General features: G+C 70.7%; 6 protein-coding genes. All 6 read right to left on the bottom strand.

Annotation, left to right across the window (positions count from 1 at the left end; translation table 11 throughout):
- Positions 1 to 76: 76 nt before the first annotated feature.
- Positions 77 to 1,444 (bottom strand): MFS transporter, encoded by a 1,368-nt coding sequence (locus WMF22_RS14740; protein ID WP_438036135.1) that lies wholly within the window; start codon positions 1,442 to 1,444, stop codon positions 77 to 79.
- 364 nt (positions 1,445 to 1,808) lie between these two features.
- On the bottom strand, positions 1,809 to 3,908 hold the full coding sequence (locus WMF22_RS14745; protein WP_438036136.1) for an SBBP repeat-containing protein: 2,100 nt from the start codon (positions 3,906 to 3,908) through the stop codon (positions 1,809 to 1,811).
- Between the two features lie 328 nt (positions 3,909 to 4,236).
- Positions 4,237 to 4,950 carry a formylglycine-generating enzyme family protein gene (locus tag WMF22_RS14750; protein ID WP_438036137.1) on the bottom strand — a complete coding sequence of 238 codons (714 nt, stop codon included), beginning with the start codon at positions 4,948 to 4,950 and terminating at the stop codon, positions 4,237 to 4,239.
- Complete coding sequence (locus WMF22_RS14755; RefSeq protein WP_438036138.1) at positions 4,947 to 5,429, bottom strand: CoA-binding protein; 483 nt, start codon at positions 5,427 to 5,429, stop codon at positions 4,947 to 4,949. Before WMF22_RS14755 ends, WMF22_RS14750 begins: the two co-directional genes overlap by 4 nt.
- Positions 5,430 to 6,214: 785 nt before the next feature.
- Positions 6,215 to 8,167, bottom strand: coding sequence for a metallophosphoesterase (locus tag WMF22_RS14760; protein WP_438036139.1), 1,953 nt, complete (start codon positions 8,165 to 8,167; stop codon positions 6,215 to 6,217).
- The gene (locus tag WMF22_RS14765) at positions 8,164 to 15,117 is read right to left on the bottom strand and encodes a pentapeptide repeat-containing protein (protein WP_438036140.1); all 6,954 of its coding nucleotides are present in this window, start codon (positions 15,115 to 15,117) and stop codon (positions 8,164 to 8,166) included. Before WMF22_RS14765 ends, WMF22_RS14760 begins: the two co-directional genes overlap by 4 nt.
- Between the last annotated feature and the right edge of the window lie 48 nt (positions 15,118 to 15,165).

Raw genomic sequence — 15,165 nt, forward strand, 5'->3', positions numbered from 1 at the left:
GGCGCCTGGGTTTGGCGTCGACCGCGTGAAGGTGGCATCGTAGGCACAGCGACGCTGAGGCGAACCTCTGGCGTGCTCAGCTCGCGCGCGCGAGGCCGTCCGGGGCCGAGGCGCCGCTCTGGGCGAGGCGCTCGGCGAGGGCCTTGTCGTAGAGGGCCTGTTCGTTGGCCTTGTGGGCGGCGGTGAAGCGCACGAGGATCGCGCACACCGACGAGACGAGCGCGGCGAAGCCCAGCACCGCAAAGCAGTCCTGGATGTCGCCGACGGCCTTGAGCAGGAAGCCCGCCGCGACCGCGCCGACGTTGCCGCCCGCGCCCACGATGCCCGCGACGCCGCCGAGCGCCTTGCGATCGATGAAGGGCACGAGCGCGTAGGTGGCGCCGCAAGCCATGTGTGTGAAGAGCCCGAAGACGATCATCGCGAGCACCGCCATCCCCGCGGTCTGCATCCGGGAGAACCAGAGAAGGCCGAGCCCCTCGCCGACCATCAGCGCGAACAGGAGGGTCGTGCGGGCGTCCAGGCCCTTCCGGTGCGCCAGCCGATCGGAGAGCATGCCGCCCACGGCGCGCGCGAACAGCGCCAGGAGCCCGAAGCTGCCCGCGGCCATGCCTGCGGTCTGGAGATCCAGCTTGAACCGGTCCACGAAGTAGCTGGCGGCCACGTTGTGCACGAAGAGCTCGATCCCGAAGCAGGCCCCGTAGGTGACGAACAGCATCCAGGACCGGTAGTTGCCCATCGCCGCCTTGAAGACCGCCCATCCGCCCTTCTTCCCGCCCTCGATCTCGACGCCCGCCGCGCGGAGGTCCTTGTAGTTCCCTTGCGGGCAGTCCTGGGTGTACTTCCAGTAGAGGACCGCGACGACGAGCATGAGCGCGCCCGGCACCACCATCGCGAGGCGCCAGCCGAGCGACGAGCTGACACCCAGGCTGAGCACGGCCGCGAGCACCCAGGGCATCACCGACTGCGTGACGCCCCCTCCGGCGTTGCCCCAGCCCGCGCTCGCGGCGTTCGCGGTGCCGACCACGTTGGGAGCGAACATGACGGACGTGTGGTACTGCGTGATGACGAAGCTCGCGCCGATCATGCCGATCAGCAGCCTGAAGAACAGGAAGACCTCATAGCTCTGCGCGAGCGCGATCCCGAGCACGGGGATGGCGCCGAGCGCGAGCAAGCACGTGTAGGTCGCCCGCGGGCCGTACTTGTCGCAGAGCGGCCCGATCACCAGACGCCCCGCCACCGTGATCCCCACCGCGGCGATGTTGATGTTGGCGATCTGCTCCTTGGTCAGCCCGAACTCGCCCTTGATGACCGGCATCAGCGGTGCCACCGCGAACCACGCGAAGAAGCAGGCGAAGAACGCCAGCCAGGTCAGGTGGAATGCGCGCATCGCTGGAGTCGACAGCGAAAATAGCTCGATCTTGGTCGCCTTGGTAGCCTGGGTCATGGGTCCTCGTAAGTTGCAAGTTCTGAAGGACCTCGCGGTGCGGCGCTCGAGGCCTCAGGACGGATCCATAAAACAAGGACCGTGAATGAATCGTAAATCGTATGTTTCCGGTCGATGTCGAGCCCAAAATAGGTTGTAGATCGTATGTTTCCGGTCGATGTCGGACCCTGGATGGGTCGTAGATCGGATGTTTCCGTTCGATGTCGGACCCCAGATGGGTTGTCGACCGTATGTTTCCGTTCGATGTCGGACCCCAGATGGGTTGTCGACCGTATGTTTCCGTTCGATGTCTGCGCCGCGGCCATCACGGCACGCGAGGCGCGCTCAGAGCGCCTGCTGGTAGAGCGCCGATCGGAAGCGCGCTTCAGGGCGAGGCGAGCAAGCGCGTCTGCCTGATCCTCGCGACGAAGGCGTCGGCGTCTCCGTTGTGGGTGAGATCGGGGCCGCTCACGGTCGGGAAGGTCGCCTCCGTCGAATGGGCGATCCCGGCGACGAACGCGTCGCCGTGCCAGTGCACCGCGATATCTCTGCCGGTGTCCGTGCTCGATCCGCCGATGAACCCGGAATAGACGAGGCTCGCGCCGGAGGCGCCGACCTTGGTCACGAACGCGTCGTAGCCCCCGTTGTGCGTGAGATCGGGCCCCCCGACGGCGGGAAAATCAGCGGACGATGTCGCGCCCGTCAGGTAGGCACGGCCGGCGAGGTCGACCGCGAGCCCCGTGCTGCCGTCCAGGCTCGTGCCGCCGACATAGCCGGCGTAGACGAGCTCGGCGCCCGACCGGCTGACCTTCGCCACGAACGCGTCCTCGGCGCCGTTGTAGGTCAGGTCGGGGCCGATCTTGACGGGAAAGGTCAGCTCGTCGGAGGCCGTGTTCCCGGAGACATAGGCGTTGCCAGCGAGGTCCACGTCGATGCCCTGGCCGACGTCGGAGCCGGCGCCGCCGATGTAGCCGGCGTACTCGAGCCCGGTGCCCGCGGGGCTCACCTTGGCGACGAACGCGTCGCTGGCGGCGCCTCCGTCGTTCCGGGAGAGATCCGGGCCGACCTGGACGGGGAAGCTGTCCGCGCCCGAGAAGGTCCAGCCGGTGACATAGGCGGCGCCGGCCCAGTCCACCGCGATGGAGAAGGCCTCGTCCTGCGCGCTGCCGCCGATATAACCGGCATAGACGAGGCCTGCGCCGGAGGCGTCGACCTTGGCGACGAAGGCGTCGGCGCCGCCGTTCTGCGTGAGATCGGGGCCCACCTGAGCGGGGAACGTCGATGCGTCGGAGTCAGCCCTCCCGGTCACGTAGGCGTCGCCGCAGCTGTCCACGGCGACGTCGAACCCGAGATCGGTCCCGGCGCCGCCGATGTAGCCGGCATAGGCGATGTCCTTGCCGGAGGTGTCGATCTTCACGATGAACGCGTCGCCCTGGCCGTTGTAGGTCAGGTCCGGGCCGATCTCGACGGGGAAATCATCGGAGTGCGTGAGGCCTGTCACGTGGGCCTGGCCGGTCCAATCCACCGCGATGCCCCTGCCGAGCTCGAACCCGGATCCGCCGATATAGCCCGCGTAGACGAGGGCGCCCCGCGGGTCCACCTTGGCGACGAAGGCGTCCTGGCCACCGTTGTATTTGGGATCGGGACCGACGATGTCCGGGAAGGTCGTCCGGGTGGAGGTCGTCGAGCCCGTGATATAGGCGTTGCCGGCCAGGTCCACCGCGATGTCCTCGCCGTCGTCCGAGCCGGATCCACCGATGAAGCCGCAGGTGATCAGCACGGCCGGATCGATCACCAGCGGCAGGGTCGGGTCGTACGCGCCCAGGCGGAGCCCATAAGTCTGCGCCCCGTCCGGCGCGGGTGCCTCGAGGGCGTACGCGCTCGGCACCGCCACGCGGCCCTCGGGGGTGTCCTGGAAGGACAGCGGCGCGTCGTCGGTGAAGCTGCCCGCCGGCGTGGAGATCTCGATCTGCCCGCCGTCGGTCAGGCGCACCGCGCTCGCGCCCCGGTAGGTGAGCCGGATCTGCGCCGGATCGACCCCCGGCGCGACCACGAGCTGGTACTTCAGCGCGCGGGCCGTGCCGGAGATCTCGAGATCGACGCCGGGCCAGAGGTCCTCGTAAACCACCGCGGCATAGGTCGGGAGGCCGGTCCTCCACTGCGCGCGAGGGCCCGTGAAATAGCTGACCACCGCGCCGGTGGGATCCTTCCCCTCGGGCGCGACGCCGGCGCGATGGCCCTCGAACTCGAGCCTCACCGCCCAGCGGGGAAGCGAGGCCTCCGGGGCGCCGGCCAGGACGAAGGTGATGCCGTCGGGTCCGAGGTGAACGGCCTTGTCTCGCCCCTGGACGTGATAGCCCGAGGCGGACTCCGCCGCCCCTCGGCTCTCGATGAAATGGAGCGCAGGCTCGACCAGCGTGGCCTGCGACCCGGCCGCGCTGTCGTCCGGAGCGGCGGGCGCGTGGCCGTCCATGCGTCCTTTCATCGCGTGATCGCAGGACGAGAGGCCGAGCGCCCCACCGAGAAGCAATGCAGTCCTCAGGATCGTCATCAACGTTCCCCCTCCCCGCCGTGCATGGTACGGCCGCGGCCGGGAGAGGCGGGGATGAAGGATACGACCTGACCCAGGGCATGCCAGCCGCCAGCCGGGGTCCACGGCAGGATGAGGGCGTTGCCGCGCGGACGGCACGAGCGGCCGTGGACCCGCGGAGGATCGCGCCCGACGCCGCGGCCCTGCCCGGCGTCCCGCGCCCCTCGACATCCTCGCCCCCGCCGACTTCACGCGATCTGCCTTCGCCTTGACGGCGTTCGCGTCAAACCGTCGAGACACAGAGGCGAAAGCCGATCGTTGTATGTCGCGCGACCTCGTGGCTCCAGTTGCGGTACGCCGACTGGAGCCTGCTCTCGATGCTGCGCCAGCACCCGCCTCGCAGCGGGCGCACCCGCGTCGCGCCGCCCACGCGCGGATCGCGGCCGAGGCGCGTTCGTTCGAGGTGCGCGTCCGCGCGGAACGCGTCCAGGCACCAGCTCCAGACATTGCCGGCCATGTCGTGACAACCAAAAGGGCTCGCGCCGGCCGGGTGCGCGCCTGTCGGGCTCGGCCCGCCGCGATTCCAGTCCTCGGCGAAGCAGGCGCGCCGTTCGTCCGGGGGGTCGTCTCCCCAGGGATATCGCCGCCCATCGAACCCGCGCGCGGCGAGCTCCCATTGCGCCTCGGTGGGCAAGGTCCCCCCGGCCCAGGCGCAATACCGCAGGGCTTCGATGTAACTCACGTTCACCACGGGCCGATCGGGCGCGTCGAGCTCTGGCCGGCCCGCGGAGGGCGGCGCCGCGGCGCCCGTCGCCTCGACGAAGGTGCTGTATTCGGCGCGGGTGACCGGGTGAGCGCCGATCCAGAAGGGCGACAGCTCGACGCGATGAGGTGGGTTGGGCGCCTCGGATTCGAAGATCGGCTCGTGGCCCATCGTGAAGGTGCCGCCAGGGATCCACACGAGGCCGGGAGGCGTCGAGCGCGGGCCCGTTTTCATGGCGTCCGCGAGCCCGCCGCCGCGCGCTGTGCTTCGAATGGCTCGATGGAAGGCCACATCGACGCGCGCCGGCAGCCGATACAATCCTCCGCGACCGGAATCCCGGCGTCGAGCAGCCTGCGCGCCGCCGAGAGCTCGAGCAACCCCGATTGGAACCACACCAGAGGCGGACGCAACACGAGCGCATCCTCGACGTGGGGCATGAATTCCTCGGGCTTGCAGAAGACGTTCAGCACGTCGATGGGCGCGGGAAGCTCGATCAGGCGGCGGTGGACGGGCACGCCGAGGATCTGGGTCGCCTCGGGATAGCGGGTCGGGACGGGGAGGATGTGGTAGCCGACCTTCTGGAGGTAAAGCGGGATCTGGTGCGCATCGAGGTCCCGGCGGCTCTCCGGCTTGATCCCCAGCACCGCGATCGAGCGCGCATTTCTGAGCGTCCGTTCCATGTCCACGGCGCCGAGGAGAGGGAGGTCGAGCATGTTCTGCCCCGCGGAGAAGATCTAGCATGCGCGATGTCGTCCTGGACCTGCGTGATCTCCGCGATGGAGATTCTCTCCATCGCCGTCGCGATCTCCGCGCTGAATGCAGCCAGGGTGCCGCCGGCAACCCGAGCAGCCGAGGGGCGTTCGCTCGATCAAGGAACTCGGTGACACCGAAGCTCTGCTCAGAGGAGAGCACGAAGCCCAGGTCGCGATAGGAGAGCAGCGCCGCGCAAGACGACACCGGAGCTGCGCAGGGGCCACGGGAATGTGTGATAGGACACCAAGTGGGGATGCAGGAGAGGGCTGGGACGGCTCAGGAGCCGATTGATTGTACGGTAGCATACCATGATAGGTGCGCAGGCGGGAGCCGGGGCTGCGCAGCAAGAGCGCCGAGGCCGCGCAGCAGGACCGCCGGGGCCGCGCAGGAGGGGCAGTGGGACGCGCAGGCGGCAGCCGGGGCTGCGCAGCAAGACCGCCGAGGCCGCGCAGCAGGACTGCCGGGGCCGCACAGGAGGGGCAGTGGGACGCGCAGGCGGCAGCCGGGGCTGCGCAGCAAGAGCGGCGAGGCCGCGCAGCAGGAGCGCCGGGGCCGCGCAGGAGGGGCCGTGGGACGCGCAGGCGGGAGCCGGGGCTGCGCAGCAAGACCGCCGAGGCCGCGCAGGTGGCCGCCAAGGACGGGAAAGCGCGGCAACCGCCGCGCTTCGACGCGCTGGAAGCCCCCTTGAACCCTGGCGACCCACGACGCGCGCTCCCCGCTATGAGCGCGCGCCTCCGCAGCGGCGCTACTTCCCCGGCGCGAACGGTCCCATCGACGCCAGCCGCGTCCAGGTCGCGCCCTGTCTCACCACGCGCCTCACGTGGATGTGATAGCCAACCTCGCCGCCCACGCCGTCGCGCGCTATCTCGATCTCGTTGTAGCCGTTGTACTCCTGCACCTCCCGGCTGGAGAGCGACGGCGCCGCGGCGATACGGATCGTCCAGTCCTCGTGCCGCTCCGGCCACTGCTCCTTGCCGAACCATCCCGTGTGGCTGTGGCCGTGGAGCACCAGGCAGAACTCCTTGTGGGCCAGCGCGTCCTTCACCTCACCTGCGTTGATCAGGCCGCCGAAGCGGGCGAGCTCGGTGGACGGCAGCGGCGACACCGGGTGATGCAGGACCGCGATCCGGATCGGCGCGTGCCACTGCGCCCTGCGCAGGCGCTGGAGATCCGCGTTGTGGACCAGGCCGGGATCGATGCGCGCGACGTGGTCGCGCAGCGCCGCGGCGCGCTCGGCGTCCGGCTCGTCCATGGCGCCTTGCCGCAGGCGGCCGATGAGCGAGAGGAGCTCGTCCCGGACCGGATCCTTCTCCTCCTGGCCGCCGAACTCCGCCGATCCGAGGAGCGCGAACTCCACCCCGAGATCCGCATACCGCGCCACCGCGAGCGCCCGCGTCGCCGGCGGCTCCTCGAGCGGCGGCCGCGCGCAGCGCGGGTGATCGCCGAACGCCCGCGCGAAAGGCGCGTGGCGCGCCTGCGTGTCGGCCTGGGCGGGCCCCGCCGCCTGCCGCCAGTCGACGTCGTGATTGCCGCCCACGAGCAGCACGTTGGGCTCGTCGGGCGGCAGGCGAGGGTGATCCGCGAGGTGCCTGGAGACCTGATCGAGCCAGAGGCGGGCCTCGGCGTACTGGGCGTCGTCGGCCCACTCGGCGACGTCGCCCGACACGACGAGCAGGTGCGGCGCGCGGCCGGACGCGGCGAGCTCGGCGACGTGCTCGACGTAATGATCGCAGACGCGTAGGGGGCCCAGCCCGCCCGTCATGGTGTCGCCGTGCTGGTTCCTCTCCTTCACGTCGATGCGCTCGGCGGATTTCGGGCCGAAATGGATGTCGGAGACATGGTGGATCCGCAGCGGGCACAGGTTCGCTTCGAGGATCGGATCGGCGAGCACGGGGCGCCCGTCCCGCTGCTGGACGAGGCCGCAGCGCTCGAGCAGATCGACGTTCTCGTCGCGGGGAGACGCGCCGCGCGCGATCTCGCGGAGCACGCCCCGCTGCGCGTCGGTCAGCCCGTCCTCGAACACGGCGCGGTGATAGGCGAACTCCATGCGCTCGCTGCTCACGCGCGCCGTTCGCAGGAGCGCCCATGGGGTGTTCGCCAGAGCGGGAGATTGCTCGGCGAGCTCGAAGACGAGCTCGAGCAGGAAGGGATTCCGGCGCCAGGTGGCGGGCAGCTCGGGGAGGAGCGCCCTCGACACCGCGGTGCGGGCGAGCTTGAGCGCCTCGCTGTGCGTGAGGGGATCGAGGAAGCGCATGTCCCGCGAGCAGACGAGCCCGGCGTCGCCGGAGGCCGCGCGCTCGAGCGCGATCCACTCGGCGGGGCTCATCGCCAGGAAGATCCTTGTGTTGTTGGTGTAGAGGTCGACGCACCACCGCAGGAAGGCGCTCGCGTCGCGCGGGCTGCCGCCTTGACCCGCGAGCTGCGGCTCATCCAGGAGGAGCGTTGTCCCCGGCGGCACGCTGGGGAGCGCCCGGCCGAACTTGCGGAGGTCGATGTACCGCACGCTCGTCTTGTCGGCGAGGCCGAGGTGGTGCTCGAGCGCCTTGAGCGTCCACGTCTTCCCGGCCCTGCGCGCGCCGACGAGCGGCCATATCACGCCGTTCACCGGCAAGGACTGCAAGAGATCCAGGAGCTGCGCATGATCGCGGACATCGCGCTCCGGTGCGTAGGCTCTCCTCACGTCGAACGCGCGCGTCACGGCTCTCTCCTCGGCTCCCTGGCCACCCGGCGAATCCAGTCGAAGAACGGCGGATCCGAAAGCCATGCGCCGAGCGCATCGCAGAGGCCCGCGTCGCAGAGGACGGCGACGTCCTCGGAAGGCAGCCTGCGCACCTCGGGCAGCGCCGCGTCGGGGGCGCCGCGGAGGGCGCCGAGCACGGCGCGCGCGCGCTGGGGCAGCTCGGCCCAGCGCGGGCGGAAGAAGGCCGCGTCGCGGTCGAGGAGGAGGCGTTGCTCGTAGAGCTCGCGCACGCCGGCGCGCTCGACCAGGGCGCGGCGCTGGCCTGCGCGGACGGCCTGGACGAGGGCATACCCCATCACCTGGAGATAGAAGGGCCACGGGCCGCAGAGCTCGACGATCCAGCGGGCGGTGCGCTCGGCCTCCACGGCGACGTCGGGAGGGGTGGTGTCGACGAGGAAGCGGATCGCGTCCGCCTCGGGGAGCGGACCGAGGTTGATGGGGGTGACGTCGTTGCCGAACGAGGAGCCCGGGGCGGCGGCGAAGGCGTGCTCGACGATGGTGACCCAGTCCCAGTGCGAGCCGACGAGCACGACGCTGGTCCTCTCCTGGCCGACGGCGCGGAGCCAGGCGAAGACGGTGGCGTCGGCCTGGTGGAGATTGGCGACCTCGTCGAGGAGCAGGACGGCGTTGCCGGCGCTGGAGAGGCGGTCGCGGAGGGTGAGGGCGGGGGTGGCGTCGGACTGGAGAGAGGGGTCGAGGAAGACGGCGAGATCGTCGGCGGTGCGGAGGGGAGAGGCGCGGCCCTCGAGAGAGCGGTGGTGGACCGTGCGGGAAGGGGAGAGGCGCGCGGCGAGGTGGTGGAGGATGGAGGTCTTGCCCGAGCGGCGCGGGCCGCGGAGCACCGCGGGGCTGCGGCTGTCGATGAGGGCGAGGAGCTCCGCGAGGATGGGGGCGCGGCCGGGGAGGGCAGAGGCGTCGGTGAGGGCGGGGCCGGGGCGGAAGGGGTTGGGGAGGGCGTCGGCGGGGACGGAGAGCGATTCGAGAGCGATCTCGAGGATGGCGGGCGCGGGGGCGGGGGCGGCGGCTGCGGGGGCAGCGGCGGCGAGCGCTGGCGCAGGGGCGGCAGCGGTGGGGGGGGGGGCCGCGGGGCCAGCCTTGATGACGTGCGCTTTGCCATCCCAGGGGACGCCGCCCGCGTAGCCGTGCCTGGCGAGCTCCTTGCCGAGGTCGTCGCCGCTGAGATCTCCGGAGAGCGCAGCCTTCACCTTGTCGGGGCGGTGGAGGATCTCGCGGAAGCCGGCGAGGGGAAGGTAAAGCGTGGTCGTCGCGTTGGGGCGCCGGAGGGCGAGGCGGGCGCGGTCGGGGTCGAGGTCACCGAACGAGCAGAAGCCACCGGCGGTGCGGGTGAGTGTGGCGAGACCCGCGAATTCGAACGAGGCGAGGAGCTTGCCGTCGAAGGCGTCCCAGATCCGTACCGAGTCGTCCCCGACGCTCGCCAGGCGCTTTCCGTCGGGGTGCCATGCAATCGCCCGGATCCGGGAGGAATGACCCACAAGGCGAGCGAGCTCGTTTCCGGTGTCCGGGTCCCAGAGGCGCACCGTGTTGTCGTCTCCTGCGCTCGCCAGGCGCTTTCCGGCGGGGTGCCAGGCAACGGCCATGACCGAATCCGAATGACCCACGAGGCGAGCGAGCTCGTTTCCGGTGTCCGGGTCCCAGAGGCGCACCGTGTTGTCGTCTCCTGCGCTCACCAGGCGCTTTCCGGCGGGGTGCCAGGCAACGGCCCTGATCGCAGCTGAGTGTCCCACGAGGCGAGCGAGCTTGTTGCCAGTGTCCGAGTCCCAGAGGAGCACCGTCCCGTCGTCCCCTGCGCTCGCCAGGCGCTTTCCGTCGGGGTGCCAGGCAACGGCCATGACGAAATTAGAATGTCCTGCGAGGCGAGCGAGCTTGTTGCCGGCGTCCAGGTCCCAGAGGAGCACCGTCCCGTCGTCTCCTGCACTCGCCAGGCGCTTTCCGTCGGGGTGCCAGGCAAGGGCGATGACCAAAATCGAATGTTCTTCGAGGCGAGCGAGCTCGTTTCCGGTGTCCAGGTCCCAGAGGAGCACCATCCCGTCGTCTCCTGCGCTCGCCAGGCGCTTTCCGTCGGGATGCCAGGCAACGGCCCTGACCGCAGCTGAGTGTCCCACGAGGCGAGCGAGCTTGTTGCCGGTGTCCAGGTCCCAGAGGCGCACCGTATTGTCGTCTCCTGCGCTCGCCAGGCGCTTTCCGTCGGGGTACCAGGCAACGGCCCTGACCGAATCCGAATGACCCACGAGGCGAGCGAGCTCGTTTCCGGTGTCCGGGTCCCAGAGGCGCACCGTGTCGTCGAATCCTGCGCTTGCCAGGCGCTTTCCGTCGGGGTGCCAGGCAACGGCCCTGACCGCAGCTGAGTGTCCCACGAGGGGAGCGAGCTCATTTCCGGTGTCCAGGTCCCAGATGCGCACCGTCCCGTCGACTCCTGCGCTCGCCAGGCGCTTTCCGTCGGGGTGCCAGGCAACGGCCATGACCAGATTAGAATGTCCTGCGAGGCGAACGAGCTCGTTTCCGGTGTCCGGGTCCCAGAGACGCACCGTGTCGTCGACTCCTGCACTTGCCAGGCGCTTTCCGTCGGGGCGCCAGGCAACGGCCATGACCAAAATAGAATGTCCTTCGAGGCGAACGAGCTCGTTGCCGGTGTCCAGGTCCCAGAGGCGCACTGTCCCGTCGACTCCTGCGCTCGCCAGGCGCTTTCCGTCGGGGTGCCAGGCAACGGCCCTGACCGCAGTTGAGTGTCCCACGAGGGGAGCGAGCTCGTTTCCGGTGTCCGGGTCCCAGAGACGCACCGTCCCGTCGTCTCCTGCGCTCGCCAGGCGCTTTCCGTCGGGGTGCCAGGCAACGGCCCTGACCGCAGTTGAGTGTCCCACGAGGGGAGCGAGCTCGTTTCCGGTGTCCGGGTCCCACAGGCGCACCGTGTCGTCGACTCCTGCGCTCGCCACCCGCTTTCCGTCGGGGCGCCAGGCAACGGCCATGACCAAATTCGAATGTCCTTCGAGGCGAGCAAGCTCGTTTCCGGTGTCCGGGTCCCAGAGACGCACCGTCCCGTCGTCTCCTGCGCTCGCCAGGCGCTTGCCGTCAGGCGCCCAGGCAATCGCCTGGATGGCTGCGGTGTGTCCCGAGACGAGCTCCGCCTGCACCTGCGGTGGTACCGGAGCAAGGCTCTGCCCGCGCTCGGGGCGCTCGTTCTCTCCCGCAGCCAGCCATGCGGTCACGTCCGCGCCCTCGGCTCGCACGTCATTCCAGCGGCCTCCTGTCCAGGTCGACTGCCGGAGGACCGCGCGCGTGAGGTCCGCCGCCTCGACCACGGCACCGTTCGCCTCGGCCTGGGTGAAGTCTGCGCGATGCGCGATCACGCCTCGGAGGAGCGCTCCGTCGAGCTTCGCGCCCGACAGCGTGGCTCCGCTCAGCACGGCGCCCGTCAGATCCGCTTCGGAGAAATCGGCGCCGGCGAGGTTCGCGCCCTCCAGCTTCGCGCCGGGGAGGCGCGCCCCGCGAAGATCCTCGCCGTCGAGCTGCGCCCCGCGGAGATCCGCGCCGCCCGGGATCCAGTCCGCCGCATCGCCCGCCCATCGAGAGAGGCCGAGCAGCAGCCGCAGGGCGTTCTCGGCGGCCTCAACGGGTCGCTGGAGCGGCCGCCGATCCTTCGCGAGGAACGACTGGACCGCGCGGACAGCACTCGCGCGCCTCGGCTCCCCGTCTGCCCTCAGGATCTCTCCGACGAACGCCGCGACCTCCTGCGTGATCGGCCTTGTCCGGAGCGCCTCCTCCGGCCGTTCAGGCAGCGTCGCCGCCAGCGCGCGGGCGAGGAAGTACTCGAGGAACGACTTGTGCGCGAAGCGATACCCGTCCTCGCCCTCGTGGACGAAGAACGCTCCTCCCTGGATCTCCAGGAACGCCGCTCCCGGCGGCATGCCCTCGGGCAGGAGCGGGAAGAGGCGAGCGCGGACGGAGCGCTGGAGCTCCTGCCACGTGCAGGTCGCCTTTCCAGACCGCCAGAGCTGCTCGGCCAGCGCCTCCGCGAACTCCTTCTTCTGCTCGTCGGTAAAGCACTCCGGGTCGTCCTTCCGCGTGTTGTCGAGCCATCGCTTCAGGTACACCTCGTAGAGGTCCGCCCGGCCGACCTGCGCGCCGGGAGAGAGGTCATCCAGCGTGGCCAGCACCATCCCGAGCAGCAGCGGCCGGTGCACCAGGTCCTTGAGGTCGTAGATCCCGGCGATGCGCGAGAGCGCCGCCGTGGCGCCGCCCTCGCCGCGGATCTGCCGCACGAGATCGCGCACGTGATCGTCGGTGAACGGCTGGACCACGACGCGCCGGATCCCCGCCGGCCCGCCGAGCGCCTGCGAGAGCGCGCTCTCGGTCGTCGTCGTGAGGTGCGCCTGGCTGGGAAAGTAGTTGTCCCGCGAGGAGACGATCACCTTTCCTCCGCCCGCCGCGATCTCGATCAGCCCGGAGAGCCGGCCTGCGAGCTCCGCGGCCTCGAGGCGCGTCGCCATCTCGTCGAAGCCGTCGAAGCACGGGACGAGCAGGCGATGCCGCGTGAGGAGGCGCACGGCGGCGCGGTTCTCGGGAACATCGTCAAGCCGGGCGGCCTGGAGCAGGAGCTGCTCTGCGCTCGCCGATGCGGACGCGCCGGCGAGGTTCACGAGGAGCGGCAGCGGCGTCGCCCCGGATTCCCAGCGCCTGCCGGCCCACACGGCGAGCGCTGTCGATTTCCCCAGCCCGAACTCGCCGAGGACGAGGGCTGTCGGCTCACCCGACGACAACCATGTATCGAGGGCGCCGAGCATCGGTGTGGGCTCCCCGCCGTCGACACGGGCGTCGGGCTCCACGAACCTGCCGTCGACCTCGCGCAGCCGCTGGTCGCGGAGCGCCTCGATCACGGCGCGCGCGTCGCCGAAGCGGGGCAATAGACCCGCGATCCGGTCCCGCCGCACATCCGGCGGGACCTCGTCGCAGGCGGCGCCCGCAAGCCCGGTCTCGGCGAGCGCGGCGAGCAGCCCTTCCGAGCGACCATCGAGGGATCCCTCGCCACCGTCGGTCCACAGGGCCCACCCCTCGTCTCGAGAAGTGACGATCAGGATCGTGGGCGGAACGCTCCGGTCCTCGGACGAGACGCCGACGGTCGCGATGCGCTGTCTCCCCTCCGCCATCGCGAGCAGGCGAAGGTCCTCTGCCGCATTGATCTGATGCTCGGAAAACCGCGTGACGCGCCCGTGCTCGTCGAGCTCCTTGGCGGAAACCCGCACTTCTGGGTCAGCCGCCGCGCGCCGGAGGCGATCCTTCACGACCTCCATCAGGTCAGCGGGTCGCCTCTGAAACGCGAGGATCCACCCCCCGACCCGCTTCGTCCCGAGCGCAGCCGGGTCGAGCCCTCCCGGCAGCACCACCCGCACCTCTGGGAACGGCCTCTCGGCCTGCCTGCTCTCGTCGACCTCGCGTGGGCCGCGCACCGCCTGCGCCACGGCCCCGAGCGCCGCCGCCCCGTCGCTCGTCCACTCGCCGGCTCCCCGCGTCGCGTCCACCGCCTTCCGGAGCCGCGCCTCGACCTCGGTGAACCCGGCCTCCCGCGCGTCCCGCTGCGTTATCCACCCGAACACCACGTCGGCGGCCGCGCCGGCCATCGCCGACCGCAGCGCATCGAGCGGCAGCACCTGCGCCGGGAGCACCACCTCCCGCGTGAACTGTCGTAGCTGCTCGACGCTGGTCACCTTGTCGAGCTCGCCGTACAGCCGCCTGAGCCGCCTCCCCCGCGCCGCGGCCCCGGAGAGCGCGCCCGCGTTCAGCAGCACGTCGCGCGCCTGAGCGAGCCGCGCGACGACCGCCACCAGCGCGTCGTCGTCATCCCGCGCGAGCAGCTCCCGCGCCTCGTCGAGCCACCGCGCGTACGCCTCCCCGGCCGGGTGCCCGCGGTACACGAATGTCGCCTCGGCGACCGGCACCACCGGCCTCGGCGCCTCGTAGCGCGTCGACCTCCCGGCCCGCTCGTATCCGAGGTCGACGTCAGCGACGATCACCCCTTCGTCGCCCGGATCGAGGTACCCGGCGCGATCCGGGAACCGCCGCAGGTCATGCGCCTGCCCCTCGTCGACATACACCGACGTGCCGCCGCCCTCCGCGCCGTCGCAATAGAGCACCGGCCGCCCATACCGGCGCGCCTCCTCCCACGCCTTGCCGGCGAACTCCGGCAGCGTGTGGTGCGGCGTCAGGCTCGGCACGGCGAGGAACCGGCACGCCCCGAGGCGCTCCGCCACGAGCTTCCGGTGCGGTTCGCCCTCTCGAAACAGGAAGTCGAGACAGACCAGCACGCCCATGGGCCCCGGGAGGCCGTCTGGCATCTCGACGGGCGCCCAAGTCGCGCCAGACTTCATCGAGCTCCGCTCCGGGATCGCCGGACTCAGCTTCGGTTGCAGGCCGAGCAACCTCCCGCCATGGAGCACCGGGCACACCGACTGTCCTATCGCCGGGAGCACGGCCGCGCCGAGCCGCGCGTACACCCCGGACCGCCGCGCCGCTTGATCGACCGTGTGCGTCCCGGCCACGACGACCATGTCGCCCGCCGCCTCGGCGACGCCCTCGAGGATCTCCCACGGAACGCTGTACTCGGGGAGCACCACGATCCTCGCGCCGTACTCGCGGCACGCGGCGAGCACCGCCTTTATCCGCGCGAGCAGCTGCGCATCGTACGCCTCCCGGATGCGCCGGCGGAGCGCGTCCAGCTTCGGCTTGATCGCCTCCGGCACCTCGCCCCGCGACGGCACGAGCGAGTCCGACGCCACCCTGGGATCGAAGAGCGGATCCTCGAGCGGCGATCGCCGATCCACGACGATCGCCGGATGATAGGCGAGCTGCACGACAGCAACCCGCGTGTACGTCGACCCCTCCGCCGCCTTCTGCACTCGCTTGCTCCCTGCTGCCCGGCGCGTTCGCTTTTACCATTGCTCCGG

It is taken from the genome of Sorangium sp. So ce204 (assembly GCF_051526795.1).
GTDB classification, from domain to species: Bacteria; Myxococcota_A; Polyangia; order Polyangiales; family Polyangiaceae; genus Sorangium; species Sorangium cellulosum_B.